At 67.4% G+C, this 26,550-nt stretch carries 29 protein-coding genes; 14 read left to right on the plus strand and 15 right to left on the minus strand.

Annotated features, from left to right (window positions below; all coding sequences use genetic code 11):
- Nucleotides 1-87 precede the first annotated feature (87 nt).
- Complete coding sequence (locus tag AC07NC_RS05475; RefSeq protein ID WP_494568832.1) at nucleotides 88-639, plus strand: hypothetical protein; 552 nt, start codon at nucleotides 88-90, stop codon at nucleotides 637-639.
- A gap of 102 nt (nucleotides 640-741) precedes the next feature.
- Nucleotides 742-1,125, plus strand: a complete 384-nt coding sequence (locus tag AC07NC_RS05480) for a hypothetical protein (protein ID WP_494568833.1) — start codon at nucleotides 742-744, stop codon at nucleotides 1,123-1,125.
- Nucleotides 1,126-1,197: 72 nt separating this feature from the next.
- Here AC07NC_RS05480 and AC07NC_RS05485 read toward each other — a convergent pair whose 3' ends face one another.
- A complete protein-coding gene (locus AC07NC_RS05485; RefSeq protein ID WP_008258823.1) occupies nucleotides 1,198-1,440 on the minus strand; it encodes a GlsB/YeaQ/YmgE family stress response membrane protein in 243 nt (80 codons plus the stop codon).
- Nucleotides 1,441-1,631: 191 nt separating this feature from the next.
- Here AC07NC_RS05485 and AC07NC_RS05490 point away from each other — a divergent pair, with 191 nt between their 5' ends.
- The 5 genes from AC07NC_RS05490 (at nucleotide 1,632) to AC07NC_RS05510 (ending at nucleotide 6,080) form a co-directional block, all read left to right on the plus strand.
- On the plus strand, nucleotides 1,632-2,024 hold the full coding sequence (locus AC07NC_RS05490) for a helix-turn-helix transcriptional regulator (protein ID WP_035309925.1): 393 nt from the start codon (nucleotides 1,632-1,634) through the stop codon (nucleotides 2,022-2,024).
- 65 nt (nucleotides 2,025-2,089) lie between these two features.
- Complete coding sequence (gene hisN, locus AC07NC_RS05495; protein ID WP_492072440.1) at nucleotides 2,090-2,875, plus strand: histidinol-phosphatase; 786 nt, start codon at nucleotides 2,090-2,092, stop codon at nucleotides 2,873-2,875.
- A gap of 127 nt (nucleotides 2,876-3,002) precedes the next feature.
- Entirely contained in the window at nucleotides 3,003-4,337 is a 1,335-nt protein-coding gene (locus tag AC07NC_RS05500; protein WP_494568834.1) for a HupA family protein, read from the plus strand.
- Nucleotides 4,338-4,353: 16 nt separating this feature from the next.
- On the plus strand, nucleotides 4,354-4,749 hold the full coding sequence (locus AC07NC_RS05505) for a transferrin-binding protein-like solute binding protein (protein ID WP_494568835.1): 396 nt from the start codon (nucleotides 4,354-4,356) through the stop codon (nucleotides 4,747-4,749).
- 35 nt (nucleotides 4,750-4,784) lie between these two features.
- On the plus strand, nucleotides 4,785-6,080 hold the full coding sequence (locus AC07NC_RS05510) for a surface lipoprotein assembly modifier (protein ID WP_494568836.1): 1,296 nt from the start codon (nucleotides 4,785-4,787) through the stop codon (nucleotides 6,078-6,080).
- 36 nt (nucleotides 6,081-6,116) lie between these two features.
- On the opposite strand, the gene AC07NC_RS05515 is transcribed toward AC07NC_RS05510, so the two are convergent.
- The 3 genes from AC07NC_RS05515 to AC07NC_RS05525 all read right to left on the minus strand — a co-directional run bounded on the left by AC07NC_RS05515 (nucleotide 6,117) and on the right by AC07NC_RS05525 (nucleotide 8,986).
- Entirely contained in the window at nucleotides 6,117-7,169 is a 1,053-nt protein-coding gene (locus tag AC07NC_RS05515) for an alpha/beta fold hydrolase (RefSeq protein ID WP_494568837.1), read from the minus strand.
- A complete protein-coding gene (locus AC07NC_RS05520; protein WP_494568838.1) occupies nucleotides 7,166-8,077 on the minus strand; it encodes a class I SAM-dependent methyltransferase in 912 nt (303 codons plus the stop codon). The genes AC07NC_RS05515 and AC07NC_RS05520 overlap by 4 nt, the downstream gene beginning before the upstream one ends.
- 90 nt (nucleotides 8,078-8,167) lie before the next feature.
- Nucleotides 8,168-8,986, minus strand: a complete 819-nt coding sequence (locus AC07NC_RS05525) for a class I SAM-dependent methyltransferase (RefSeq protein ID WP_494568839.1) — start codon at nucleotides 8,984-8,986, stop codon at nucleotides 8,168-8,170.
- A 257-nt stretch (nucleotides 8,987-9,243) separates the two neighbouring features.
- On the opposite strand from AC07NC_RS05525, the gene AC07NC_RS05530 reads away from it, so the two are divergent.
- Nucleotides 9,244-9,717 carry an Hsp20 family protein gene (locus AC07NC_RS05530; protein WP_183196525.1) on the plus strand — a complete coding sequence of 158 codons (474 nt, stop codon included), beginning with the start codon at nucleotides 9,244-9,246 and terminating at the stop codon, nucleotides 9,715-9,717.
- A gap of 65 nt (nucleotides 9,718-9,782) precedes the next feature.
- Here AC07NC_RS05530 and AC07NC_RS05535 read toward each other — a convergent pair whose 3' ends face one another.
- The 3 genes from AC07NC_RS05535 to AC07NC_RS05545 all read right to left on the minus strand — a co-directional run bounded on the left by AC07NC_RS05535 (nucleotide 9,783) and on the right by AC07NC_RS05545 (nucleotide 11,981).
- Nucleotides 9,783-10,139 carry a hypothetical protein gene (locus AC07NC_RS05535; RefSeq protein ID WP_494568840.1) on the minus strand — a complete coding sequence of 119 codons (357 nt, stop codon included), beginning with the start codon at nucleotides 10,137-10,139 and terminating at the stop codon, nucleotides 9,783-9,785.
- 67 nt (nucleotides 10,140-10,206) lie between these two features.
- Nucleotides 10,207-10,683 (minus strand): RNA pyrophosphohydrolase, encoded by a 477-nt coding sequence (locus tag AC07NC_RS05540; protein ID WP_494568841.1) that lies wholly within the window; start codon nucleotides 10,681-10,683, stop codon nucleotides 10,207-10,209.
- Nucleotides 10,684-10,790: 107 nt separating this feature from the next.
- The gene (locus AC07NC_RS05545) at nucleotides 10,791-11,981 is read right to left on the minus strand and encodes a divergent polysaccharide deacetylase family protein (RefSeq protein WP_292149452.1); all 1,191 of its coding nucleotides are present in this window, start codon (nucleotides 11,979-11,981) and stop codon (nucleotides 10,791-10,793) included.
- 171 nt (nucleotides 11,982-12,152) lie between these two features.
- Here AC07NC_RS05545 and ppc point away from each other — a divergent pair, with 171 nt between their 5' ends.
- Both ppc and AC07NC_RS05555 read left to right on the plus strand, forming a co-directional pair.
- The gene (gene ppc, locus AC07NC_RS05550; protein WP_494568842.1) at nucleotides 12,153-14,852 is read left to right on the plus strand and encodes a phosphoenolpyruvate carboxylase; all 2,700 of its coding nucleotides are present in this window, start codon (nucleotides 12,153-12,155) and stop codon (nucleotides 14,850-14,852) included.
- A gap of 139 nt (nucleotides 14,853-14,991) precedes the next feature.
- Entirely contained in the window at nucleotides 14,992-15,330 is a 339-nt protein-coding gene (locus AC07NC_RS05555; protein ID WP_494568843.1) for a UrcA family protein, read from the plus strand.
- Nucleotides 15,331-15,378: 48 nt separating this feature from the next.
- On the opposite strand, the gene AC07NC_RS05560 is transcribed toward AC07NC_RS05555, so the two are convergent.
- Nucleotides 15,379-16,344, minus strand: coding sequence for a magnesium and cobalt transport protein CorA (locus tag AC07NC_RS05560; RefSeq protein ID WP_426025553.1), 966 nt, complete (start codon nucleotides 16,342-16,344; stop codon nucleotides 15,379-15,381).
- Nucleotides 16,345-16,474: 130 nt separating this feature from the next.
- On the minus strand, nucleotides 16,475-18,658 hold the full coding sequence (locus AC07NC_RS05565; RefSeq protein WP_494568844.1) for a M3 family metallopeptidase: 2,184 nt from the start codon (nucleotides 18,656-18,658) through the stop codon (nucleotides 16,475-16,477).
- A gap of 128 nt (nucleotides 18,659-18,786) precedes the next feature.
- Between AC07NC_RS05565 and AC07NC_RS05570 the strand changes: the two genes are divergently transcribed.
- On the plus strand, nucleotides 18,787-19,644 hold the full coding sequence (locus AC07NC_RS05570; RefSeq protein WP_494568845.1) for a glutamate racemase: 858 nt from the start codon (nucleotides 18,787-18,789) through the stop codon (nucleotides 19,642-19,644).
- Nucleotides 19,645-19,779: 135 nt separating this feature from the next.
- On the opposite strand, the gene AC07NC_RS05575 is transcribed toward AC07NC_RS05570, so the two are convergent.
- A complete protein-coding gene (locus AC07NC_RS05575; RefSeq protein WP_494568846.1) occupies nucleotides 19,780-20,643 on the minus strand; it encodes a cation diffusion facilitator family transporter in 864 nt (287 codons plus the stop codon).
- 18 nt (nucleotides 20,644-20,661) lie between these two features.
- Between AC07NC_RS05575 and AC07NC_RS05580 the strand changes: the two genes are divergently transcribed.
- Nucleotides 20,662-20,835, plus strand: a complete 174-nt coding sequence (locus AC07NC_RS05580) for a hypothetical protein (protein WP_494568847.1) — start codon at nucleotides 20,662-20,664, stop codon at nucleotides 20,833-20,835.
- A 6-nt stretch (nucleotides 20,836-20,841) separates the two neighbouring features.
- Here AC07NC_RS05580 and AC07NC_RS05585 read toward each other — a convergent pair whose 3' ends face one another.
- The 4 genes from AC07NC_RS05585 to argH are packed head-to-tail and all read right to left on the minus strand — an operon-like array spanning nucleotide 20,842 to nucleotide 24,432.
- Nucleotides 20,842-21,498, minus strand: a complete 657-nt coding sequence (locus AC07NC_RS05585) for a hypothetical protein (protein ID WP_494568848.1) — start codon at nucleotides 21,496-21,498, stop codon at nucleotides 20,842-20,844.
- A 49-nt stretch (nucleotides 21,499-21,547) separates the two neighbouring features.
- Nucleotides 21,548-22,822 carry a diaminopimelate decarboxylase gene (gene lysA, locus AC07NC_RS05590; protein ID WP_372705400.1) on the minus strand — a complete coding sequence of 425 codons (1,275 nt, stop codon included), beginning with the start codon at nucleotides 22,820-22,822 and terminating at the stop codon, nucleotides 21,548-21,550.
- A 6-nt stretch (nucleotides 22,823-22,828) separates the two neighbouring features.
- Nucleotides 22,829-23,071, minus strand: a complete 243-nt coding sequence (locus AC07NC_RS05595; RefSeq protein WP_494568849.1) for a hypothetical protein — start codon at nucleotides 23,069-23,071, stop codon at nucleotides 22,829-22,831.
- Nucleotides 23,068-24,432 (minus strand): argininosuccinate lyase, encoded by a 1,365-nt coding sequence (gene argH, locus AC07NC_RS05600; RefSeq protein ID WP_494568943.1) that lies wholly within the window; start codon nucleotides 24,430-24,432, stop codon nucleotides 23,068-23,070. Before argH ends, AC07NC_RS05595 begins: the two co-directional genes overlap by 4 nt.
- Before the next feature lie 70 nt (nucleotides 24,433-24,502).
- Between argH and AC07NC_RS05605 the strand changes: the two genes are divergently transcribed.
- Nucleotides 24,503-25,168, plus strand: a complete 666-nt coding sequence (locus AC07NC_RS05605) for a TlpA family protein disulfide reductase (protein WP_494568850.1) — start codon at nucleotides 24,503-24,505, stop codon at nucleotides 25,166-25,168.
- Between the two features lie 4 nt (nucleotides 25,169-25,172).
- Here the strand turns inward: AC07NC_RS05605 and AC07NC_RS05610 are convergent, their stop codons facing one another.
- Entirely contained in the window at nucleotides 25,173-25,481 is a 309-nt protein-coding gene (locus AC07NC_RS05610; RefSeq protein ID WP_494568851.1) for a hypothetical protein, read from the minus strand.
- 214 nt (nucleotides 25,482-25,695) lie between these two features.
- Between AC07NC_RS05610 and AC07NC_RS05615 the strand changes: the two genes are divergently transcribed.
- The gene (locus AC07NC_RS05615) at nucleotides 25,696-26,514 is read left to right on the plus strand and encodes a DUF3800 domain-containing protein (protein ID WP_494568852.1); all 819 of its coding nucleotides are present in this window, start codon (nucleotides 25,696-25,698) and stop codon (nucleotides 26,512-26,514) included.
- Nucleotides 26,515-26,550 lie beyond the last annotated feature (36 nt).

Genomic DNA, 26,550 nt, shown 5'->3' on the forward strand with positions numbered 1-26,550 from the left:
GGGTCATTTTGGGGCCGACGAAACAATCCGTAACATGGTGGGTTTGGTGATTGCGGGCGCCGGGCCCGTGCAACCGGATGTTCTCCCATGAATTTCAAGACCGCCATTCTGAGCAGCGCCGCCGCCGCCTTCCTGATCGCCTCGCCCGCCCTGGCGCAGGAAATCGCTCCCGCGGCCCCCGCAACCCAAGACGCCCCCGCTCAGCCCAGCCTGTCGTTGACGCCCGGCACTTCGGTGCACGGTCCCGATGGCGAACTGGGCAAGCTTGAAGGCGTTCAGAACAACGCCTCGGGCGCCCAGGAACTGACAGTTCGCGGCGCCGACGGCCAGCTTCGCGCCGTGCCGCTGAACGGCATCCGCCAGGACGGCGCCAATGTGGTGGTGGCCTATACCAAGACCGAGTACGACGCCGCCGCCCCGATCGCTAGCGCGCCGCCGCCTCCGTCCGCCGCAACGGCGCCCGCCCCCGCCCCCGCCGCCGATCCTTCGGCCATGCCCGCCGAGCCTGCCGCGCCGATGACGGGCGAACCGGCCCCGACTGGGCCGATCCCCACGGAACCCACCACGACCGAGCCTGCCGATCCGTCGGGCAGCAGCGACCCGATGGCCCCGCCGACCGGCGACCAGCCCCAGCGCTGATCCATGACGGCCTGGGCTCGAGCCTGAGCCACAGACGTCGAGAAGGCGGCCGGGACATCCCGGCCGCCTTTTCCATTGTCACCTGACAGGAAGGACCGTTCCATGATGCGTTTCGCAACCCTCGCGGCCCTGGCGGCCACAGCCGTCCTGGCCCAAACCGCGTCGGCTCAAACCGCGTCGATTCAGGCCGATGGTCAGGACAAAGCGCCGCCCTCGCGCCAAGTCGATACGCCTGCCGAAGCCCCTGCCCGCTCGGAAGACGCCCCCGCCGAGGTCGCCGTCGGCGCAACGGCGCGGGGATCGAGCGGAGAGGCGCTGGGCCAGGTCGTGGGCGTCAGTCGGGGGTCGGGCGGCCGTGTCGACGGCTATCTGATCCGTCTGCCCGACGGATCGACCCGCCTGCTGCCCGCCGACGCCGCCACGGTGCAGGGCGGCGTCCTGATCGCCGCGCAGGGCGACTTCCGGCCCGCCCCTGCGGCGCAATAAGCCGGTCGAAACATACAAAAAGGGCGGCTCTCGCGAGCCGCCCTTTCGTTCATTCTCAGTCCAGAGGGACGATCAAGCGCGACGCTTGACCAGACCCAGAAGGAACAGAAGGATGATGGCGCCGATGGTAGCGACGATGGTCGAACCGATCCAGCCGCCCCAGGCGAAGCCCAGCGCATTGGCGACGAAGCCGCCGATCAGGGCGCCGATGACGCCGACGATCAGATTGGTGATCAGGCCGTGGTTGCGGCCCATGATCTGTTCCGCGAGCCAGCCCGCGACGATGCCGATGATGATCCAGGCGATAATGCCCATGGTGTAGGTTCCTTCCTGTGAAGCCAAGCTGGGGAGTAAATGCACGCGGCCGGATTGGGTTGCGATCACGACATGCAGAGTTCGATGAGCCGCGAAACTCGCCCCTGACGCGACCTGCGGCACGCGGATTGCGGCGTGGCGGGCGAACCGTCCCGTGTCGGGACAGGTCTTCAGATAAGGCATTGAGGGTCATGGCCACCGACATCGATCTCCACCTGGGCCGCCGCCTGCGTCGCCGCCGCCGCCTGCTGGGCCTGACCCAGCAGCAGTTGGCCGTTCAGGTCGGCATCCGCTTCCAGCAGATCCAGAAATACGAATGCGGCGCCAACCGGATCTCGGCCGCCCGTCTGTGGCAACTGGCCGAGGCGCTGGAGACGCCGGTCAGCTATTTCTACGACGGCGTGACCGAGGCGCTGGAGCGCAAGGACGCGGCGCCGGGAACGTCCGCCGGAGGGGGCGAGATGTTCTCGCGCAAGGAGACGCTGGACCTGATCCAGGCCTACTACCAGCTGGGCGAACGCCCGCGCCGACGCCTGCTGGATCTGGCCAAGTCCCTGCACGACGTCAACGACGCGGTCGCCTGAACGAATAGGGCGCAGGCGTTGCGGCCGGGGTTCTCTGCACGGGGCGATCCGCGCTAAGAGCGCCCATGATCGAATTCGAATCCTTCGCCGTTGAACTGGCGCACGAAGCCGCGCGCGTCACCCTGCCCTTCTTCCGCTCGGGCATCGGGCATGAGGACAAGGGCGGGGCGGCGGGCTTCGACCCCGTCACCGAGGGGGACAAACAGGCCGAGGCCGCGATCCGCCGCCTGATCGCCGCCCGCTATCCCGACCACGGCGTGATCGGCGAGGAATACGGCGAGGACCGGCCGGACGCCGAGCACGTCTGGGTTCTGGATCCCATCGACGGGACGCGGGCCTTCATCTCGGGCCTGCCGCTGTGGACCACCCTGATCGCCCTGCGCGTCGCCGAAAAGCCGACTGTGGGCCTGATCGCCCAGCCCTATCTGGACGAGATCTTCATCGGCGGCCCGTCCGGCGCCCGCCTGTTGCGCGGCGCGACCGAGCGGCCCCTGGCCGTGCGGGCCTGCGAACACCTGACCGACGCCGTCATCTCGACCACCGACCCCGACATCTTCAACGGCGCCGAACGGGGCGCCTGGACCCAGGTGCGCGCCGCCGCCCGCCTGGCCCGCCTGGGCTGCGACGCCTATGCCTACGCCATGGTGGCGGCGGGCCAGATGGACCTGGTGGCCGAAGCCAGCCTGAAATCCTGGGACTGGTCCGCCCTGGTCCCCGTGATCGAGGCCGCCGGCGGCCGGGTCGTCAACTGGCGCGGCGATGCGCCGGACGGCAGCGGGCAGATATTGGCGGTCGGGGATGAGCGGCTGATCGATCAGGCGCTGGTGACGCTGAAGCGGGCGGCGGGGTAGCAGCGGAAGCCAATCTGGCGAAGGCGCGTGACCCCGCCCATTATGAAGACTTGCCGTCTACCCGCAGTTGTGGATTGACCCGGCGGGACGCCCCCCGCTACATGCCGGGCAGCGTATGGGGGATGGTATGCGTCTTATTCGAACCGGGTTGATCGCCTTGGCGGCGACGACTTTGACAGCCTGTGGCGGAGGCGGCGGCAGCGGCGGAGGAGTGGTCACTCCCCCTGTCGCCCCCACAAACAGCAACATCGCCGCCTTGACGGTCAATCAGACCTTCACCGGACCGGCCGCAACAGCCAATAACGAGTTCAATCTGACCTCGGGCACCACGGTAAACAGCAGCGGCGCAGCCGACACCCTGTCGGTCTCATATGACGCCTCCGCCAAGAGCTACACGGTCTCAGTCGCCGGCCGAACCCAGACTTTTGCGCCGGGCGACGTGACCGCTACCGCAACTGGCGAAACCCGCTTTCAGAAGGAAGGCGCCGCCGGCAAGGACCGGCTTACGCTGTTGACGACGCCGTACTCGAGCCAGACCAGCAATCGATATGTGGGTATGGGGATCTGGCAACGTTCCAACACGGTCGGCGACCGGCAGAACGATCAGTTCGCAACCTTCGTCTACGGCCTGAATACGCCAGCCGCCGCCATGCCGCGGGCGGGACGGGCGAACTTCGCCATCGACGTCTTCGGCATGTCGTCTGTGCCTGGATTTGAGCCCAGCGTCCTTCAGGGCCGCGGCAATTTCGACGTGGACTTCATGGCGGGCGTCTTCTCGACCCAGACCTATCTGACCGAGACGGGGCTTATAACGGGCTCTGGCGTGAGCGGCGGCGGCATAGAGCTGATCGGCGCCGGCACTCTGTCCAGCACCGAGCCAAAATTTTCGGGCAATGTGACGGCAGGCAGCCGTAACGCCAAGCTGACCGGGTCTCTATCGGGACTGTTCTACGGACCGGGCGCCGAGGAAATCGGCGCCAGTTTCAGCGCGACGAACAGCGAAGGGGCGTCGTTCACGGGCAGCCTCACCGGACAGCGTGGCACAGGCCCGGCCGTCAACCTGACCCTGACCAATATGGTGACGCCGCAATTGTTCTATGTGCAGGGGACCGGCTTGTTCCTTGATAAGGTGGATGGTCGCGCAGAGAACCAACTCTGGACCTACCGCATGATCGGGCAGCTTCAGGACCGCACGAGCGGCAACTTCTCCTTTGGTCCCGGTCTATCCAACATGGCTGGCGGCGACTTCACCGTGAACTCGATTGTCGCCTCCGATGACCCCAATTTTACCGTCTACGAAAAAAACCTTTGGGGACACCGGGGTACGCTTGGAACTGTTCAAGGTCGGCTCCTCCAACGGCCAGCTGGCGCTGACATACTCGACACTGGGACGTTGGAGCAGCACAGTTCGCTCCGGTATAGCGACCACCAGCCAGCACCATCACTTCGTGTATGGACTTGAAACGCCGCTGGGTCTGTTGACCACGCGAACCGGCACAGCGCGGTACGAGGGCGTCGTCTATGGCGCAGGGGCGAACGCGGCCAGCGGCGTGGAGTATGATGTGCGCGGAACGTCGGTTTTCAACGTCGACTTCAGCGGGCAGACCTATTCGGGCGATCTGACGCTGAATGGTCGCAGCAGCAGCGGCACGGTCGACTTCGGACGGTACGATTTTGCGGGCCGGCTAAGCAGCACGACTACGGGGACCACCGTCGGCCTAACTCAGGCGGGCGCAGCGGCCGGAGAACTCGTCACACGCTTCTACGGGCCAACCGGCGAAGAGATCGGCGGGGATTTCAATATCTTCGTACCGGAGAGCGTTCAGGCAGGGCGTACTCAGATCGGCGGGGCGACGATCGCACGTCGGCGGTGATTCCGCGCCGTATTCCACGCGCCTGGCGCAGAGGCATGCTTTTCGCGATCAGCACAGTGCTGGTCGCAACGCCGCTACGCGCCCAGGACGTCGTCGAAGGGCTTACAGCCGCTCAGGTCTTCGAATTCGCGGAGACGCGACGCCAGGCCGGCGCCGTGGTGGACGCCGTCGCCGCCTATGACGCCCTTGCTCAGGACGCCGACGCCGACATCCGCGCCGAGGCGCGATACCGCAAGGGGCTGATGCTGGCGGACCTGGGACGCTACGCAGAAGCCGCCTTGGCGTTCCGAGCCCTGCTCAACGAAAAGCCGGACGCCCTGGCCGCGCGGCTTGAACTGGCGCGGATGCTTGCGGCCCTGGGCCTTGAGAATGAAGCGCGCAGAGAGTTGAGGCAGGCTCAGGCCGCCGGGATCCCGGCAGACGCGGCGCCGATGGTCCAGCAATTCGCCGCCGCCTTGCGGTCCCCACAGAGGTTCGGTGGCTCGGTCGAATGGAGCCTCGCGCCGGACAGCAATATCAATCGTGCGACACAGGCTCGCACACTCGACACCATCATCGCCCCGCTCACCCTGTCAGATGACGCACGGGCCCAGTCCGGCCTGGGAGTAAGAACAGCAGGACAGGGCTTCGCCAAACTGCCCTTGAGCCCGAGCCTGTCGTTGCTTCCGCGCGTCGCCGGGCTGGCCAACCTCTATGGCGATGACCGCTTCAATGATGTGTCGGCGTCCGCCTTGATCGGAATCGAATGGCGTGGCCGCAAGGATCGCTTCAGTCCGTCCATCGGAGAGACCCGGCGGTGGTTCGGCGGCGAAGCCTATGCCCAAACGCGGACGGTGGCTGTGGACTGGGTCCGGATGATTGACGCAAAATCCCAGATCGTGACATCGGCCAGCGCCGGCGCCGCCACATATGATCAGAACGCGCTTCAGGACGGCTGGCTCTATGACGCCTCGGTCGCCTATGAGCGCGCCATCACCTCAGCCTCGGGTCTGACCCTCAGCGCCTCGGCGACACGCCAGACCGCAGAGGATCCAGGCTATGCGACATGGGCCGGAGGAATCACGGTCGGTGGGTGGCGGGACATGCGCTGGGGGACAATCTTTGTCTCGACCGGTCTTAGGCGCACAGTCGGCGATGCTCGACTTTTCCTATTTCCCGAGCGCCGTGAAGAGTGGTTGGTTACAGCAAAGGCCGGCGTGACGTTCCGAACGCTGACCGTCGCCAAGCTGACGCCGGTTGTTCGAGCGACGTTCGAAGAGAACGACTCCACGGTCGGGATTTACGACTACAGCCGCAAAGCCATGGAGATCGGCTTCACGCGGGCCTTCTAGACGCCAAATTCAATCCCGACCGCAGAGCACCGAGTTCTAGGCCACCGACGGCGTCTCTTCCGTCACGTCCTCGATCCTGGCCGACGGATCAACGGGGGACAAATCCTGGATCGGCGAGACGTAGTCGGCCATGGCGTCGAACTCGTCCAGGAAGACGGCGCGCTTGTCGTCGGCCTCCATGATCACCTCGTGCAGGGCTCCGGGGACCTCGACATAGCGGCCGCGGCCCAGGCGTTTGGCGGCCCAGCGGTTGGTCTGTTTCCACACCACGTCGTCATTGTCGGCCTGGACGATGGCGACCGGTATCTTGACCGCTTTCAGGGCCTTGGGCTTCAGCGCCCGCTCGCCGGCGTCCAGGGCGAAGGCCAGCCAACCGTAGGTGGGGCCGCCGATGGCCAGGTGGGGGCAGGCGTACAGCTGCTGGCGCCACATCTCGTAGCGGGCCTCGTCCGAAGTCAGGGCGTCCTCGGCGAAGGTGTGATCGAACGGATCATCCGGGTCGCCCAGGATATAGTCGCCGGCGTGGCCGTGGCGGATGTTCCAGCGGACCGCCAGCTTGACCGACCACATCGACCGTTTGCCGGTCTTGATGCGCAGCATCGGGCTGGACAGGACCGCGCCCGAGAAGCGGCTCTCGCCGGCTTCCAGCGACAACAGGTTCAGGCAGGCGCCCATCGAATGGCCGACCATGATCCAGGGCTTGGGGCACTGGTCCTCGAAGGCGTCCAGCAGCCGGCCGTAGTCGTCCAGAAACTCCTCGACCGCGCGGGCGTGGCCCTTCAGGCGGTCGGGCAGGAGCCGCGCCGACAGACCCTGGCCGCGCCAGTCGTGAGCCAGGACGCACCAGCCGCGCGCCAGGAAATTGCCGATGACCTCGAAATATTTCTCGATCGGTTCGGTGCGGCCGGGGCTGAGCACCACCGTGCCGCGCGGCTTTTCGGCGGTCAGGTGCGACGGCGTCCACAGGGCGGCGCGCAGCCGCATGCCGCCGGCCCCACGGTACCAGTCGCCCTTGCCGCCCGGCGGCGAGGACGCGCCTGGAACCCCCATCAGGGGGGCGTTGGCGGCGAAGGCTTGGGCGCGGTTCACTCGGGTTTCCTGAATTTCAAGGTCATGCGGTCGCTCTCGCCGATCTCCTCGTATTTGGATCGGTCGAAGGCGGGGTCGGCGGGGTCGCCGCGGGGGGCGGTCAGGCGGGTCGGCGGCAGGGTGTCGACGCCGAACGGATGATCCTTGGTGTCCTTCTCGTTGGCGTTGACCTCGGATGCGGCGACGAAGACGAAGCCCGCCTCTGCAGCCAGCTGTCGGACGAAGGCCTCCTGGACATAGCCGTTGGCCGCCACCGGATCCTGGTCCTCTTCCGGGGCCAGACGGTGCTGTTCGACGCCCAGGACGCCGCCGGGCTTCAGGGCGGCGAAGGCGTCGGAGAAGGCCTTTTCGGCGATCCCGGCCGCCATCCAGCCGTGCAGGGTGCGCATGAACAGGCACAGGTCGGCCGTGCCCACCGGAGCCACCGGGCCGGAGGCGGCGCCGAAGGTGGTGAACTGGGGCTCGCCATACAGTTTCTTGTCGGCGCTGAACCGGGTCTGGAAGGCGGCGTTCAGGGCGGCCTGGGCCGGATCGGCGGTCGGACCTTCCGGGAACAGGGCGGCGATATAGGTCCCCTGGCCCCGCGTCAGATAAGGGGCCAGGATTTCGGTATACCAGCCGCTGCCGGGCCAGAATTCGACCACCGTCATGCGCGGTTGCAGCCCGAAGAAGCGCAGGGTCTCCATCGGATGGCGGAAGGCGTCGCGGGGCCGGTCCTGGGCGCGCCACGGCCCGGCGACGGCCCATTCCAGCGATCCTTCGGGCGGACCGGCGGGGGCGGGCGGCGCCTCGGGGGCCTCCTCCTTCTTGGGGCCGCAGCCGGCCACGGCGATCAGGGCCAGAGCCGCGGCGCCGGACAACAGGAACCGGCGCGACGGGTCGCTGGAAATCGCAGAAAGAGCAGCCATCAAAACACCCCCTCGGAACGCCGGGCCCCGTGTCCGGCAAACCTTGGTCGAACGGGCATAAGCAGGTTCGTGGCGCGGGTCAAAACCCGACTATTCCGGTTTGCGGAAACGCAGGGTCATGCGGTCGCTTTCGCCGACCGCATCGAAGGTCGCGCGCTGATCGGGGGTCAGGGCGGCCGAGCCGTCGCGGGCCTGGGACTGGCGCACCGGCGGCAGGGTCCAGACGCCGAACGGGTGGTCGTGGTCGTCCCTGGGATTGGCGTTCAGCTCGCTGCGGGCCTCCAGGACGAAGCCGGCGTCCTGGGCCTCGTGGATCACATAGCTTTCGGGCACATAGCCGGTCGAGGCGACGTCGGCGACGTTCAGCCCCTCGGCGCTGCGGTACTGTTCCACGGCCAGGATCCCGCCGGGCTTCAGGGCGGCGTAGAAGGCCTTCAGATAGGGCTGGGTGCGGCCGTCGCGCGACCAGTTGTGGAAGGCGCGGGCCACCAGGATGAAGTCGGCCGAGCCGGCCTCGACCCCCATGCCCTCGAGCGGGCGACCGACCCCGACATAGCGACCGCCGGTCGCCGCCGCATAGGGCTCCAGGATATGCCGCCACCAGCTGGCGCCGCCCGGCTCGATCTCGACCACGGTCATGCCCGGCGTCAGCCCCCAGAAAGTCAGGGCCTCATAGGGGTGACGGGCGGCGTCGCGAGCCCGGTCGGCGGCGGGACGGGTCTGGGCGGCGACGGCGGCCTTCAGCGCCGTATCCTCCTCGAAGGTCGGCATGGCGCTGGACAGGGCCGAGCGCGGCGGCGTCCAGGCGCCTTCGGTCTGGGCGGGCGGCGGGGCCGGAGATTGGGCGGCGGCCATCGTCGGGGCGACGGTCGACAGCAGGGCGGAGAGGCCGAGGGCGGCGAGACGCATGGGCGTGTTCCTTGATCCGGTTCGCCTCTCCTTACGGAGCATCGCGGCCGGCGCAAATGACGATCCCGAGACGCCGACGATTTGCCGCGTATTCCACCCCCTTGACGCTGGTTCGCCGCATCCCATTTCAGTGTCCGAGAGCGCCGGTTCCGGGCTCTCCAGACCGACGGCGCCGATTTCGGGTCGCCGGGCTGAACCCCAACCGTCCGGGCAAACCGCCGGGCGGCTCAACCTTGCTGATCCTCAGGAGGATGCTGATGCGTACCTATGATTTCACCCCGCTGTACCGTTCGGCCGTCGGTTTCGACCGTCTGGCCAATCTGCTGGAGACCGCCGCGCGGACCAGCCAGGACGGCGGCTATCCGCCCTATAATATCGAGACCACGGGCGAGAACGCCTATCGCATCGAGATCGCCGTCGCCGGATTCTCTCCCGACGAGCTGAATATCGAGGTGAAGGAAAACCTGCTGACCGTGACCGGCCGCAAGACCGCCAATGACGACGCCGAGGCGCAGAAGACCTATCTGCACCGCGGCCTGGCCGAGCGCGATTTCGAGCGCCGCTTCCAGCTGGCCGACTATGTGGTCGTGAGCGAGGCCAATCTGGTCAACGGCCTGCTGTCGATTTCGCTGAAGCGCGAACTGCCGGAAGCGCTCAAGCCCCGCCGCATCGAGATCGGCGGCGCCCAGCCCCTTATCGAAGGCAAGACGGACAAGGCCAAGGCGGCCTGATCGGTCTCCCGAAACTGGAAAGGGCGGCGCTCGCGCCGCCCTTTTTTGTGTCCGACGACCAGTAGTCAGCGCAAGTCGAACTCAGCAGCCATGCAAACTGGAACCTTGAACGACACGCGATGGGTCAACTGGGACGATCCAACGTTTTTGGTGGCCTCGGCCCCGCCCTTGCGTGCTTCCAACCCACCTACGGAAACCACCTTAAGGCTGCCGCCCACGCCACCGTCTTTGGAAGAAGACGCCTCGTGTGCGTCCGAAACAACCAAAGAGACATCAAACTCAATGTAGGTGATTTCAGCGACCATTTTTCCATCGAGAGTGCCTGGAGTTATGGCAAGGACGCTTCTGGACTTCTCTTTTGCGTTCTTCACGCCCTGGGCGATTTCACTGAGAGTTTCCTCGATCAGATCGCTGAGTTTCATATCCGTGTCCTCACGTCGGCTCGCCCTGTAGACAGGCAGACACAGATACTTTGAATATGCGAGCCCTCTATGCCGCTAAGTGCGCGAAGGCGGCGACCACCTGTTCGTAGGCCGGGCGTTTGAACGGCACGATCAGGTCGCAGGCCTCGGACAGGGAACCCCAGCGCCAGGCGTCGAACTCGATCTCGTCGTCGGCGGCCAGGTCGATCTCGCTGTCCTGTCCGGTGAAGCGGAAGGCGAACCACTGCTGGCGCTGGCCGACGAAGCCGCGCCAGGCCTTGGGATTGTTCATCGCCTCGGGCGGGAAATCGTACAGGATCCAGTCGTCGGTCCGCGCCAGGAACTCGACCGAGGTCACCCCCGTCTCCTCGCGCAGTTCGCGCAGGGCGGCGGCCAGCAGATCCTCGCCCTCGTCCACGCCCCCTTGCGGGAACTGCCAGTTATGCGGGCCGGGCGTGGCGTGGCGGCGGCCGTACCAGACTAGGCCGTTGGCGTTGAACAGCACGACCCCGACATTGGGGCGGTACAGACTGAGGTCGGTCATCGAGTGGCGAGTGGCGCGTGGCGAGTGGCGAGGCCGCGCGGCCACATCGACGCGCTTAGCCGGCGAGAGTCCTCACTCGCCACTCGCCACGCGCCACTCGCCACTTCTCAGCGCCCCGGCCGCAGGGTCATGGCCGACGCCGGCGCCAGTTGCAGACCGCGCTGTTCCAGACCGGCGGTCCAGCGGGCGGCGGCCTCGACCGTCACCGGATAGGAGAAGCCGGTCCCCAGGGCCGAGCCGCGCAGCTTGGCCTGGGCTTCCAGACTGTTCAGGGCGGCGATGATGGCGGCGGGGGACTGGGTCTGGTCGATGACCTTGTCGGCGCTGGCGCGGGCCCAGGCGCCGGGACGGCGCTGGAACGAACCGTCGTCCAGGAAGGCGATCCCGCGCTGGCGCAGGGTCGACAGGAAGGCGCTCATTCCCGTGTCCGAGGTGGCGAACCGGTCGCCCAGATAGTTGGTCACGCCGAAATAGCCGACAGCGCGGCCCAGCAGCCAGTCCATCTTGGCCTGGACGTCGTCCGGGGTTCCGCTGGCCAGCAGCGTATAGGGGCCGGGGTCGTTGTCGGGATAGCCGGTGGGCTCCATCGGCATTTCCAGCATGACTTCGTGGCCCTGGGCGCGGGCCTGGTCGATCCAGGACTGGAGATTGTCGGCATAGGGCACGAAGCTGAGCGTCACCTCGGGCGGCAGGCGTTCGATGGCCGCGCGGGTGGTGACGGCGTTCAGCCCCAGGCCGCCGACGATCAGGGCCACGCGCGGCTTCCCGTTCGAGCGGAAGGGCCGGGCATAGGCCTGGGCCGGAACGCGGCCGTCGGGCGCGATCATCGGCAGGGGGCCGCTGGGACCGGGTTGCGACAGGCCGGCGATCGGGGCCTTGGCCAGCGGAGACGCCGCCTGGACGGGGGCGCTATAGCTGGCCCCGCCCGCGACGGTGGCCCCGTCCGGCAGGGTGATCACCGCCTCGCCGCCTGCGGCGCCGCTGGGGTCCCCGGTTCCGGTCAGGTCCTGATACAGGCCCATGGCCCCCATGGAGAAGGCCTCGAACCCGGTCGGGGCCGGGGCGGGCGCGGCCTCTTCACGATGCAGGGCGATCCGGGCTGAAGGCGTGCCGGCGCGCGGGTCGCCGAGGACGGTCAGAAACAGGGCCGTCGCGGACAGCAGGAAGAGGCCGGAAAGCCCCGCGATCACCGGCGGCTTCTTCAGCGCGGCGACGACAGGTTTCAGGCTCGGCTTTCCACGCGCCGCGGGCGGAGAACCGGCGGCGGCGGCGAGGGCGGACTGGCGTTTGGCGAACATGGACACGGGGCGGAATCCTTCACGCCCAGTCTTGCACCGCGCCGGTTAAGAAACCCTAACGGCGGGTTCACCATGACCTTTCCTATCGCGACCTGTCATGGAACGTGCGTTGACGGGGGCGTTTCGGCTCTTTCACATGCCGGTCTCCCCGCTGCCGACTAGGACATGCCGATGATGACCCCCGCCGCCGACGACGCCCTGCGTGAAGAAGTCCGACTGCTGGGCGGCATTCTGGGCGAGGTCATTCGTCAGGAAGGCGGCCAGGATCTGTTCGATCATGTCGAGGCGGTGCGCCAGGCCTCGGTCGCCTATCACCGCGACCCGGCCTCGCATCCGGCCAAGCGGCTGGAGAAGCTGTTGACCGCCATGACGGTGGATCAGGCCGCCGGCCTGGCCCACGGCTTCGCCCTGTTCTCCCTGCTGGCCAATATCGCCGAGGATCGCGCCACCCGTCGTCGCGCCCAGGACCAGGTCGTGGCCGGCGCCCGTCCCGATACGCCCGAAGGCGCCCTGCAACGGCTGGCCGAACAGAAGGTGGACAAGGCGGCGGTGCGCGCCCTGCTGGACGAGGCCCTGGTCTCGCCGGTCCTGACCGCCCACCCGTCCGAGGTGCGGCGCAAGAGCGTCATCGACCGGATCGCCGCCGTCAGCGACATGCTGGACGCCTGCGACAAGGCCGGCGACGCCTGTTCAGCCGCCCAGATCAACCAACCCCTGCGCCGCCAGATCGTCATCCTGTGGGCCACGCGTCTGGTCCGCACCCAGGGACTGGTGGTGCAGGACGAGATCGACACCGTCGTCTCCTTCCTGGACCGCATCTTCCTGCGCGTCGCGCCGAAGCAATTGTCGGCCTGGCGGCGTCTGCTGGACGCCCCGGACCTTCAGCCCTTCATGCGGGTCGGCACCTGGGTCGGCGGCGATCGGGACGGCAATCCGAACGTCGACGGCGCCGTGCTGGCCGCCGCCTTCCGCACCCAGTCGCGCGCCGTCCTGGGCTATTACCTGGAAGAGGTTCACGCCCTGGGCGCCGAACTCAGTCTGGCGGCCGAACTGGCCCAGGTCTCGCCGGAACTGGCCGTCCTGGCGGACGCCGCCCACGACCCGTCCCCCCATCGCGCCGACGAACCCTATCGACGCGCCCTGACCGGCGTCTACGGCCGCCTGGCCGCCACCTATGAGGCGCGGGGCGGAACCCCGCCGCCCCGCCGCGCCGTTGTCGCCGCCGAGCCCTACCCCGGCCCCGACGCCTTCGAGGCCGATCTGAAGATCATGCGCGACAGCCTGGTGGCGTATAATGGCGAGGTCTTCGCCGACGACCGGCTCAGCGACCTGGTCACCGCCGTCGAGATCTTCGGCTTTCACATGGCGACCCTGGACCTGCGCCAGAACTCGGACGTCCACGAACGGGTCGTCGCCGACCTGCTGAAGACGGCCGGGGTCTGCGCCGACTATTCCGGCCTGGACGAAGAGGGGCGGCTTGCGGTGCTGGCCGCAGAACTGGCCTCGCCGCGCCTGTTGTTCAGCCCCTATGCCGAGTATGCGGCCGAAACCCTGAAGGAGCGCGGCATTCTTCAGGCCGCCGCCGAGGCCCTGGCCGCCTTCGGCCCCCAGGCGATCCGCACCCATATCGTCTCCAAGACCGACGCGGCCTCGGACCTGCTGGAGGTCTATCTGCTGCTCAAGGAGGTCGGCCTCTATCGCCCCGAGGATCCCGCCGCCTGCCCGATCCAGGCCGCCCCCCTGTTCGAGACCATCGAGGACCTGCGCGCCTCGCGTCCGACGCTGGAGCGCCTGCTGAAGGAGCCGTCCGCCCTGGCCGTCGCCAAGGCGCGCGGCGTTCAGGAAGTGATGATCGGCTATTCGGACTCCAACAAGGACGGCTCGTATCTGACATCCGGCTGGGAGCTGCACGAGGCCTCGCGCGCCCTGGTCGAGGTGACCAAGGCCGCCGGCCTGAAGCTGCAGCTGTTCCACGGGCGCGGCGGCACGGTCGGGCGCGGCGGGGGTTCGTCCTTCGCCGGGGTGCTGGCCCAGCCGGAAGGCACGGTCCAGGGCCGCATCCGCACCACCGAACAGGGCGAGGTCATCGCCAACAAGTACGGCGAGCCCGAGATCGCCCTGCGCAACCTCGACGCCCTGACCTGCGGCGCCGTCCTGGCCTCGCTGGACCAGGGCAAGGATCACGTGTTCACCGCCGACCACGGCGCCACCCTGTCGGACCTGTCCGCCCGGTCGATGGCCGCCTATCGCAAGCTGGTCTATGAGACCGACGGCTTCGTCGACTATTACCGCGCCGCCACCCCCATCGCCGAGATCGCCGACCTGAAGATCGGCTCGCGCCCGTCATCGCGCACCGCCTCGACCCGGATCGAGGATCTGCGCGCCATTCCCTGGGTGTTCAGCTGGTCGCAGAGCCGGGTCATGCTGCCCGGCTGGTTCGGTTTCGGTTCGGCCGTCCAGGGCCAGGACATGGCCGAACTGAAGGCCATGGCCGAGGTCTGGCCCTTCTTCCGCACCCTGGTCCAGAACATGGAAATGGTCATGGCCAAGTCGGACATGACCGTGGCCCGCCGTTACGCCACCCTGGTGCCCGATCCGGCGCTGGCGGCGCGCATCTATGGCGAGATCCGCGACGAGTGGCAGAGAACCCACGACGCCGTCCTGGCCATCACCGGTCATGACAAGCTGTTGGGCGGCCAGCCGGAACTGGATCGGCTGATCCGGCTGCGCATGCCCTATGTCGAGCCGCTGAACCATGTGCAGATCGAACTGATCCGCCGCCGCCGCGCCGGGGATGAAAACCCCCGTGTTCGCGAGGGGATTCTGCTGGCGATCAACGGCGTGGCGGCTGGGCTGCGCAACAGCGGCTGATTACAGCCGCAACCATGACGACGATTTAATCCGCCTGTCTTGGATCGGCGGCTGAACCCTCATTGAGCTGTTACACAACACGCGTATTGCGCCTTCGTCGCCGTTTCGAGCGATTATCTTTCCCTTTAGGAGCAAAGCGATGAAGGTTCTCTCCCCCGTTCTCTTCGCCGTCGCCGTCCTGTCCGTGTCCCCCGCCCTGGCCCAAAGCAATGACGCGCGGATCGCCTTCCGCGATCTGGACCTGTCCTCGGCCGCCGGCGCCGCCGCCTTCGACGGCCGCATCGACCAGGCCGCCGCAGGCCTGTGCCGCAACTTCACCGTTACGGGCAGCCGGATCGTTCGCAGCCACGCCTGCCGCTCAGCCGTTCGCGCCGAGGCGATGCGCCAACTGCCGCGTTCGCGCCAGGTCGACTACGCCCGCGCCCCGCGCGACGCCCGTCAGGTCGCCCAGGTGGTCGGCCTGTTCGCCAACAGCTGATCCAAGACCGGCGAAGGGTGCCCGTCGCCCTTCGCCGCATCGGCCGGCCTACAGCCACTTCGTGCGTTTGAAGGTGATGTACAGGCCGACGCAGACCGCGACGATCAGACCCATCACGACCGCATAGCCGTAACGCCAGTGCAGTTCCGGCATGAACTCGAAGTTCATGCCGTAGATGCCGGCGATGGCCGTCGGCACGGCCAGCAGCGCCGCCCATGAGGCCAGCTTGCGGGTGATCACCCCCTGTCGCTGCTGTTCCAGCAGATTGGCGACCTCGAACACCGAGGCCAGGATGTCCGTCAGCCCGTTCAACCGGCTGTTCACCCGACGCACATGGTCGGCGATGTCGCGGAAATAGGGTCGGATGTCCGGGTCGATACAGGGCAGGTCCAGCGACTGCAGCCGACCCGCCACCTCCTCCATCGGCCCCAGGATGCGCCGGAACTTCAGCAGTTCGCGGCGCAGGGTGAACAGGCGGCGGATCTCGCGCCGCGACAGGAAGGCCTCCAGCGCGCGCTGCTCCAGCTCCAGCACGCTGTCCTCGGCTCCGTCGACGATCGGCACATAGGCGTCGGCGATGAAGTCCAGCACCCCGTGCAGGACGAAGTCGGGACCGGCGCGAAGCTGTTCGGGGGAGGCCTCCAGCTGGGCGCGCAGGGCCGTGTGCGACCGGGCCGAGCCGTGGCGAATGCTGATGACGTGGTCCGTGCCGACGAAGACGTGGGTCTCGCCATAGCGGATGACGTCGTCCACCTTTTCGGCGGTGCGGGCGACGACGAACAGTTCGTGGCCATAGACTTCGACCTTGGGCATCTGGTGGGCCGACAGGGCGTCCTCGACCGCCAGGGGGTGCAGGTGGAACCGTTTCACCAGAACGTCGAACTCGGCGTCGGTCGGCTCGTGCAGGCCGATCCAGACGAATTCGCCGGGTTTCATCGTCAGGCCTTTTTCCGTCAGCGGCGCCGCCCGCACGCGCTTGCCGTCACGATAGACGTAGGAGGCGACGACGGACATGCGGGCTCTTCTCTCGGCGGATTCTGATCCTGATCTAGGCCAGGTCGCGCCCAAACGAAACGGCCGGCGGATCGCTCCGCCGGCCGTTCGCTCATTCAGTCCAACTCGGCCGAAGGCCGACAGGCCAGGATCAGGACACCGGGAAGCCGCGGACCTTCAGCAGGGCCGCCACGTCCGGGTCGCGACCCCGGAAGGCGCGGTAGGCCTCGGCCCGGTCGGTGGTGTTGCCGGGCGCCAGCATGATCGACTTGAAGCGGCCGGCGATGTCCGGATTGAAGACGTCGCCCGACTCCTCGAAATAGGCCCAGGTGTCGGCGTCCATCGTCTCGGACCACAGGTAGCTGTAGTAGCCGGCCGAATAGGCGTCGGACGTGAACAGGTGATTGAACTGCGGCAGGCGGTGCCGCATCACGATCTCCTTGGGCATGCCGATCCGCGCCAGGCTGGCCTTCTCGAAGGCGTCGATGTCGGTCGGCGGCGTGGCCTGGGTGTGCAGGTCCATGTCGACGATGGCCGAGGACAGATAACTGACCGTCGCATAGCCCTGGTTGAAGGTCGACGAGGCCTGGATCTTGTCGACCAGGGCCTGGGGCATGGCCTCGCCCGTCTGATAGTGTTTCAGATAGCCGTCCAGGATCGGCCGGCTCAGCACCCAGTGCTCGTGGACCTGCGACGGATATTCGACGAAGTCGCGCGGCGTATTGCCGAACGACGGATAGGTCACGTTCGACGAGAAGTAATGCAGGGTGTGGCCGAACTCGTGGAACAGGGTCTCGGCGTCGTCCAGCGAGATCAGCACCGGCTCGCCCGGCTCGGGCTTGGTGAAGTTGTTGTTGTTCGAGCCCAGGATCACCTTCGATCCGTCCAGGGTCGAGAAGGACCGGTAGGTGGTCATCCAGGCGCCCGAACGCTTGCCCGGACGGGCGTAGTCGTCGGTGTAGTAGAGGCCGATCAGCTTGCCGGTGGCCTTGTCGTGCAGTTCATAGACCTCGACGTCCGGCTCGAAGGTCGGGACCGAACCCTTGGGCAGTTTGGTGAACTTGAAGCCGTACAGACGTTCGGCCATGGCGAAGGAGCCGGCGCGAACCGCGTTCAGTTCGAAATAGGGCTTCAGCTGGTTCTGATCCAGGTCGTACTTGGCCTTGCGGACCTTCTCGGCGAAATAGAGGTAGTCCCAGGGCTCGATGTCGAAGCCGGCGATCGCCTTCATGTCGGCGACCTCTTCGGCGACGCGCGCCTTGGCCGGAGCCCAGACGCGGTCCATCAGGTTCTGCGCATTGGCCGGGGTCTTGGCCATGGTGTCCTGCATCCGCAGTTCGGCATGGTTGCGATAGCCCAGCAGCTTGGCCCGCTGGTCGCGCAGCTTCACGATCTCGGCGATGGTCGCATTGGTGTCATTGGCGTCGCCGTTGTCGCCGCGATTGACGAATTTCTTCCAGACCTGCTCGCGCAGGGCGCGGTCGTCGGCGAAGGTCAGGAAGGGGTCCACGGCCGAACGGGTGTTCAGAATGGCCCAGCCGGTCAGATTGCGGCTGCGCGCGGCCGAGGCGGCGGCGGCCTTGTTCGAGGCGGGCAGGCCGGCGAGACCGGCTTCGTTCGAGATCAGGGTCCAGGCGTTTTCGTCGGCGACGACCTTCTGGCCGAAGCGGGTGAAGGCGTTGGACAGCGCGGTGTTGATCCGGCCCAGTTCGGCCTTGCCGGCCGCGTCCAGATTCGCGCCCGAACGGATGAAGGCGTCGCGGCGACGCTCGGCCAGACGCTTCTGCTGGGCGCTCAGGCCCATGGCGTCGGCGTTGTCGGCGACGGTCTTGACGCGCTGGAACAGGGCCGCGTTGAAGGTGATCTCGTCCGAGGCCGCCGACAGGATGGGCGACAGTTCGGTGTCGACCGCGTCATAGGCCTCGCCGCCGATGTTGGAGGTCATGACGCCATAGAGGTTGGACGCCCGGTCCAGCGGCTCGCCGGCCAGCTCCAGCGCCGCCATGGTGTTGGCGAAGGTCGGGGCCTCCGGGTTGTTGGCGATGGCGGCGATGTCGGCGCGTTGCAGCTCGATGCCTTCCAGCATGGCCTCGCGCAGCTTGGCCGGGGTCACCTTGTCGAACGGCGGCAGGCCGTCATACGAACCGGTCCACGGCTGCAGCAGTTCGGCCTTGGGCGTCGCGGCCGGCAGGACGGCGCGGGCGATGCGGCCTTCTTCAGCCAGGTCCATGGCGGTCGGCGCGCCGGCGGCGGGCGTAGCGCCGGATCCGGTGGAGGCGCAGGCCGAGAGGGCCATCAGGCTGCCGCCCGCGATGAGAAGCTGGCGTCTGTGCATGGAATGCTCCGTGGAAAAATCATGTCGGGGTCACACTTAGGCGCACCGGACCGGATCGTCACCTGCCCCGCCCGTTAAAGGCCCGTAATCTTGTTGGATCGATCGTCGCACTGTTCTAAAGCGCGGTCATGGCTATTGGCGTATTCGACTCCGGCGTGGGCGGCCTGACCGTCCACCGTGAACTGACCCGACGCTTTCCCCAGCGGGACTTCGTCTATCTGGCCGACCAGGCCCACGCGCCCTATGGCGGCCGCGGCGGCGAAGACATCGTCGAACTGACCAGGGCGGGCTGCGAGCGGCTGTTCGAGGCCGGCGCCTCGGTCGTGGTCCTGGCCTGCAACACCGCCAGCGCCATCGCCCTGCGCCGTCTGCAGCAGACCTGGATCCCCAGCCTGCGCGAACGTCTGGGCCGTCCGGTCAATGTGCTGGGCATCATCGTGCCGACCATCGAGGCCGCCACCGGCAAGCCCTGGAGCTTCGAGGCGGAGCGCGCCGCAGAAGGGGATAAAGTCGAGGCGATCGCTGTCACCGGCGTCTTCTGCACCGCCGCCACCGCTATCAGCCGCGTCTTCGAGATCGAGATCGACAAGCGGCGCGAGGACATCGCCGTCTTCTCCGAACCCTGCCCCGGCCTGGCGGGCCTGATCGAGCTGGGCGCCCCGCGCGAGGAGCTGAAGGTGGTGGTGGACGACCATGTCGACGCCCTGCGTCGCCGCATCGGCCGCCACCCGGACAAGGCCATCCTGGGCTGCACCCATTACGAGATCATCGCCGAACTGTTCGCCTCGGCCCTGCCGGCGGGGACGGTGCTGATCAACCAGCCGACCGCCGTGGCCGATGCGCTGGAGCGGTATTTCGCGCGACATCCCGAATTCGAACTGGGCGACAGCGGCCGCCGCGACTTCCTGACGACGGGCCAGGCCGGTCCGCAGTCGGAAATGGTGTCGCAATTCTGGGGCGCGCCGCTGGCGTTCGCCCAAGCGTAGGCCCCCTCTCATTATCATCATCCTCGGGCTTGGCCCGAGGACCGGATAGGGATCGGGCTGCGCCTCGACGGCCAGCGAACAGCTGGCGGAGCGCCCGGCCCTCGGGTCAAGCCCGAGGGTGACGGCGGCTGGGGTTCAACACCCCGGACAGTCCGGCAGGGCCTCGCTTTCCAGCTGAAGCGTCGTGTGGCGGATCGAATGGCGTTTCGCCAGCGCCTGAGCCTCCATCAGCAGGGCGACGCCGTCCTCGCGGTCGTGGACCAGATGGGCCGTCAGGGCGGTCTCGGTCGTGGACAGGCCCCAGACGTGCAGGTCGTGGACCGCGCGCACGCCCGGCAGCCCCATCAGCGCCTTTTCCAGCTTGGCCACGTCCACGTCGGCGGGCGCCCCGTCCATGGCCAGATTGACCGAGTCCTTCAGCAAGCCCCAGGTCGACCACAGGATCACGGCGACGATGACCAGGCTGACGATCGGATCGACCAGGGACCAGCCGGTCAGCATGATCAGCCCGCCGGCCGCCACCACCCCCAGCGACACGCCGGCGTCGGCCATCATGTGCAGATAGGCGCCCCGCGCGTTCAGGTCGTGCTGGGACTTCATGAACAGCAGGGCGGTGCCCAGATTGATGAAGAAGCCGATGGCCGCCACCGTCATGATCACGCCCGAGCCGACCGGCGCGGGTTCTGCAAAACGCCGCACGGCCTCGAAGGCGATGGCCCCACAGGCGAAGATCAGCAGCAGGGCGTTGCCCAGGGCCGCCAGCACCGTGGCCTTGCCGAAACCATAGGTCCGCCGGCCGCCCGCCGCCCCGTGCGCCCCGCGCCGCGCCAGCCAGGCCGCGCCGCCCGCCATGGCCAGGCCCAGGACATCCGACAGATTATGCCCGGCGTCGGCCAGCAAGGCGGTCGAATCCGCGATCAGCCCCGCGCCGAACTCGCAGAACACGAAGGCCAGATTGACCACCAGGCCGACGGCGTAGCGCCAGTCGCCGGTGTCCACCGGTCCATGGGCGTGCCCATGCCCATGATGATGGTGGTGATGGCCATGCGAAGAGTCATGGCCGTGATCATCATGATCGTGCCCATGATCGGAATGGTCGTGTTCGAGCGAGACGTTCATGGCTCCGCCTATACGCCTTTTGCGACAACGGCCAAGCTGGTACTTGATAACGCATTGAATGTTATCATGTAATACCCATCAATGCGGTTGGAGAACGATCCCCAGCCCCAGGGCGATCAGGGCCACGCCCAGCACCGCCCCCTCATAGCGCGCCCACCGCTCCATCCGCAGGATCGACGCGCCCGCGCTGGCCAGGCCCGTGAACACCGCCATGCCGGCGATGGTGCCGACGGCGAAGACCAGGGTCAGCAGAGCCAGGGCCGCCAGGCCCTGGGAGGCCGAAGACAGATAGATGGGCAGCAGCACCTCGCCCGGCGACACCGCCATCATGGCGACCAGGCCCAGGAAGGCGGCCTTGTCGGACACGGCCGGCGGCGCGGCCTCCATCGTCGGGCCGCCGGCCGTTGCGGGCCGCAACACCGTGGCGCGCGCCAGGTAGAAGGCGCCGAACAGGAACAGCAGCACCGCCGCCAGATGAGGCAGGAGCCCCTCGACCCACTGATCCAGCGCCAGGCCCGCCGCCACGATCAGGCCGCCGACCACCGCCGTCGAGGCGATATGGGCCAGGCCCGCCGCAGTTACGGCCAGCAGCACGCGCGACGCCCGCCAGCCCTGCGCCCGGCCCACCAGGGTGAAGGGCAGCCAATGGGTCGGCAGGGCGGCGTGCAGGAAGGCCGCGACGAAGCCGCCCCCGAGCAGGGACAGCAACACGGACGGTTCGGAGACGGGCGACATGGGCGGGCCTATACTCCGTTACTTTATAACGGTCGAGACTAATTCCACCTTACAGCCAGTCGGCGAAGGGTTCCCGGTCCAGCATGTCTTCATAGGTGGGGCGCGGCCGAATGACGGCCCACTGGTCGCCGTCGACCAGAACCTCAGGGACCAGGGGGCGGCTGTTGTATTCGCTGGCCATGACGGCCCCATAGGCGCCGGCCCCGGTGAAGACCACCAGATCCTCGGCCTCCAGCGGCGGCAGGCTGCGGTCGCGCGCAAAGGTGTCGCCCGTCTCGCAGACCGGCCCCACCACGTCATGAGACAGGGCGGCGCCGGGACGGGGATTGACCGGCTTGATGTCGTGGAAGGCGTCGTACAGGGCCGGGCGCATCAGGTCGTTCATCGCCGCGTCCAGCACCAGGAAGCGCCGCCCGTCCGAGCGTTCGTTGACCTGGATCACCTGGCTGAGCAGCACCCCGGCGTTGGCGGCCAGCAGACGCCCCGGCTCGAACGCCGCCTCGACGTCCAGCCCGGACAGGACCCGCGCGGCCATGGCGACATAATCCGCCGGCGACGGGGGTTCGACCCCGCCCGAATAGGGCACGCCCAGGCCGCCGCCCAGGTCCAGCCGCGTCACCGCATGGCCCTGGGCCCGCAGGTCGCGCGTCATCTGGGCCAGCACGGTGAAGGCGGCCTCCAGCGGGGCCAGGTCGGTGATCTGGCTGCCGATGTGACAGGCCAGGCCGACGGGCGTGACATGGGGCGAGGCCGAGGCGCGGGCGTAGAGGGCCATCGCCTCCTCGACCGGCACGCCGAACTTGTCGCCCTTGCCGCCCGTGGTGATCTTGGCGTGGCCGCCCGCCCCCACATTCGGATTGACCCGCACGGCCACGGCGGGCGACGCCTGCATCAGGGCGGCGACCGCGATCAGCCGATCCAGCTCGGCGCCGGATTCGATATTGATCTGGCGCACGCCGACGCCGATGGCGAACACCATCTCCACATCCGTCTTGCCGACGCCGGAGAAGATGATCCGGTCGGCGGGGATGCCCGCCGCCAGGGCCCGACGAATCTCGCCCTCGGACACCGTGTCGGCGCCCGAGCCCAACTTGGCCAGAGTCGCCAGCACCGACAGGTTGGAGTTGGCCTTGACCGCAAAGGCGATCAGGGCCTCGCCTAGGGCCTCGCGATGGGCGTCGGCGGCGGCGCGCAACAGGCCGTAGTGCCGCTTCAGCGTCGCGGTGGAATAGACATAGACGGGCGTCCCCACCTCGTCGGCGATGATCTCGAGCGGGACGCCTTCGGCGTACAGGGCGCCGTCCTTCAGGTCGAAATGATGCAAGGCGGCCTAGCGGGGGTCGTTCTGGGCGGCGCCGGCGCCGATCGGATTGGAGGGACCGCCGTCGATCGGCACGCTGCTGGACGGGCGGTTCAGGGTCGCCGGTTCGGGCAGGCCGGGGGCGCGGCTGCTGCGCGGCGCGCGCTCGGTCTCGCGCGCCGGCGATTCCAGGTCGGCCATGCGGCCGCAGCCGGCGGCCGACAGGGCGAGCAGGCCCGCGAGGATCAGGGTCTTTTTCCCAAAGACTTTCATAGGCGGGCTCTCCAGTCGGCGATGCGCGCACGGACCTGTTCCGGCGCGGTGCCGCCATAGCTCTGACGGCTTTGGCACGAAGCCTCGGCGGTCAGCACCTTGTAAACCGCTTCCGTGATCCCCGGCTCGAGTTTCTGCATTTCCGTCAGCGGCAGTTGCGACAGGTCCACGCCCATCGCCTCGGCCTGTTTCACCGCCGCGCCCGTCACATGGTGCGCCTTGCGGAACGGCAGGTTCAGTTCACGCACCAGCCAGTCGGCCAGATCGGTCGCGGTCGAGAAGCCGGCCCCGGCGGCCGCCGCCATCCGTTCGGTGTTGGGCCGCAGGGCCGAGACCATGGCGGTCATGGCGACCAGGGCCAGGTCCAGGGCGTCGAAGGCCTCGAACACCGGCGGTTTGTCTTCCTGCATGTCCTTGGAATAGGCGAGCGGCAGACCCTTCATCACGGTGGACAGGGCGACCAGCGAGCCCAGGATCCGGCCGGTCTTGGCCCGGACCAGTTCGGCGGCGTCTGGATTGCGCTTCTGCGGCATGATCGACGACCCGGTCGTCAGGTCGTCCGGCAGGCTGGCGAAACCGAACATCGGCGTCATCCAGACCACGATCTCCTCGGCCAGGCGCGACAGGTGTCCCGCCGTGATCGAGGCGGCGGCCAGGCTTTCCAGGGCGAAATCGCGGTCCGACACCGCGTCCAGCGAATTGGCCATCGGCCGGTCGAAGCCCAGTTCGGCCGCCGTCATGTGGCGGTCGATCGGGAAGGGCGAGCCGGCCAGGGCGGCGGCGCCCAGCGGGCTTTCGTTCATCCGCGTGCGGGCGTCGGCGAACCGGCCGGCGTCGCGGCCGAACATCTCGACATAGGCCATCAGATGGTGACCCAGGGTCACCGGCTGGGCGGTCTGCAGATGGGTGAAGCCGGGCATCAGGTCGCCGGCGTGCTGTTCGGCCCGACCCAGCAGGGCGGCCTGCAAGGCCTTGAGCTGGGCGATGGTGCGGTCGGCGGCGTCGCGAACCCACAGGCGGAAATCGACGGCCACCTGGTCGTTGCGGCTGCGGGCGGTGTGCAGCCGGCCCGAGGGTTCGCCGATCAGTTCCGACAGCCTGGCCTCCACATTCATGTGGATGTCCTCGAACTGGTCGCGGAAGGGGAAGGTCCCGCCGAGGATCTCGGCCTCGATGGCGTCCAGCCCGCCCAGGATGGCTTCGGCGTCGGCCGGCTGGATAACGCCTTGCTTGGCCAGCATCCGGCAATGGGCGCGCGATCCGGCCATATCCTGACGCCACAGACGCTGGTCCACGCCGATGGAGACGTTGATCGCCTGCATGATCTCGGCGGGGCGCGACGAAAAGCGGCCGCCCCACATGTCTTGACCTGCGGGCTTGGCCGGGGCCTTAGAAGCACTGGCTTGGGCGGTATCGGAGGCGGCGTCTGTCATGAGTGGCTCGAGAAAGGCGATCTGGGCGGTCGTCGGCGCGCTCGTGCTGTTCAGCACGCTCGCCGGCGCCGGCGGCTTGGCGATGTCGCTATACGCCAATCATCGGCAGAAGGCGCAACCCCAGACGACGCCTGTTGCGAAAAGCGATCTGGCCCGGTTCGCCGTCGGGCCGCTGGCGTCGCTGGAGACGCCGTCCGAGCTGAAGACCGCGCCGGAATACATGTTCCGCGACCGCAACGACACGGCGGTGCGGTTCTCGACCTTCGAGGGCAAGGTGGTGGTGGTCAATCTGTGGGCCATGTGGTGCGCCCCGTGCCGCACCGAAATGCCGACCCTGGCCCAGCTGGCCCGGTCCTATCAGCGCAACGAGGATCTGATCGTCCTGCCGATCAACGTCGACGCCTCGCCCGACGCCCTGGCCGACGCCAAGAGCTTCATCGACGTTCACGAGCCCCTGCCGCTGTACAGCGACATCAAATTCCAGCTGCCGTTCGAGTTTCCGGGCAAGGGCAAGATGCCCCAGACCATCTTCCTGGATCGCGAAGGCCGCATCCGCGCGACCTTCTCGGGCGAAGCCGACTGGAACAGCCCCGAGGCCCACGCCCTGATCGACGCCCTGCTGGCGGAGGGCGCGCCCCCGGTCGGGGCGACGCCGGGCGCCTGAGGCGTCAGTTGTCGGCCGGCACGCGCTGATCGGTGTTCGGGTTGACGGCGCCGGGCTTGCCCTCGGCGGCGGCTTCGGCTTGGTTTTGCTCCAGCTCGTCCGCGACATTGCCCGCGCCGGTCTCGACCGCCCGCGCGGCCTTCATGGCGCCGGATTCGATCACTTCACCGGCTCGAGCAGCGGCCTCGGCGGTGTTATCGGCGGCCGCCTCGGCATGGGCCTCGGTGTTTTCCTGCTCGGCCTCGGTGCAGGCGGCGGCGCCCAGCGACAGAACGGCGGCGGCGGCCAGCAGGGCCTTCGTACGTATGGTCATGAGGTTTTTCCGGTCAAGGTTGTCGGCCGCTGAACGCGGCAGGACCGGGCCGGTTGCGAAGACCAGATGCGACACTTGGGTGGTGGAGCGGCGGCAGTGGTGGGTTGGAGCCACGGCGCGCCCCCTTCCTAAGAGGCTTTTGTCTCCGGCGGCTCAGCGCTGCGTAGCCTGGATCGACTCGACTCAGCGTTGTGCGTCCGCTTACTAAATCAGGATGAGCAAGGAATACGTCGTTTACATTGATGAAGCGGGCGATGAAGGCTTCGGCAAGCTGAAACAGGGAGGCCAAGTGGGTGGGCAATCCCATTGGCTCGCTATCGGCTGCTGCATCGTCTCAGCGGAGAATGACCAGCGGTTACCCGCGTTAAAGCGACAAATACTGGCCCGCTTCCCTCAGCGATCACGCAGAGATCTTCATTTCCGCGACCTGAACCACGACCAAAAAGTCGTCGCCTGCCAGGAGATCGGCGGTTTTCCTTTAGGAGCAGCCGTCATGCTCTCCAATAAGACGACCATACCCGGAACCAAGTTCGCACCTGTCTTCAAGCAAAAGGGATATCTCTACAACTATCTCGTGCGATGGCTGCTTGAACGTGTAACTTACGCCTGTCGTCATGCCGCTAAAGAAGAACCTTGCCGAGTTCGCCTCGTGTTCTCTCGGCGAGGCGGCACCGATTATCACAGTATGGGGGAGTACCTACGGCTGATGCGGGATGGGAAAGAACTGATGCGTCCAGTCCGTTCTATCTTGTGGGACGTGCTGAATGTCGAGGATGTGATTGTAGAAGACCACTCAAAATGGGCTGGCCTACAAATTGCGGACTGCATCACGAGCGCATTTTGGACTGCTGTCGAGCCGAACGTCTACGGCAACCACGAGCCAACATACGCGCAACTACTGAAACCTTGCGTTTTGCAGAAGGATGGCAATGCTCTCAACCGAGGCTTTGCTTTTGTCCCATCACTTGCGGCCTCCCGGCCAACGGACGCTCAAAGCGCGATAATCAAATCGTTCACGGAAGGGTGTGGGTAGGCCCCCGGTCCCTGATTCACACTGCGAGAGTGCTGC

Source organism: Brevundimonas sp. GW821-FHT10A07, from assembly GCF_059415785.1.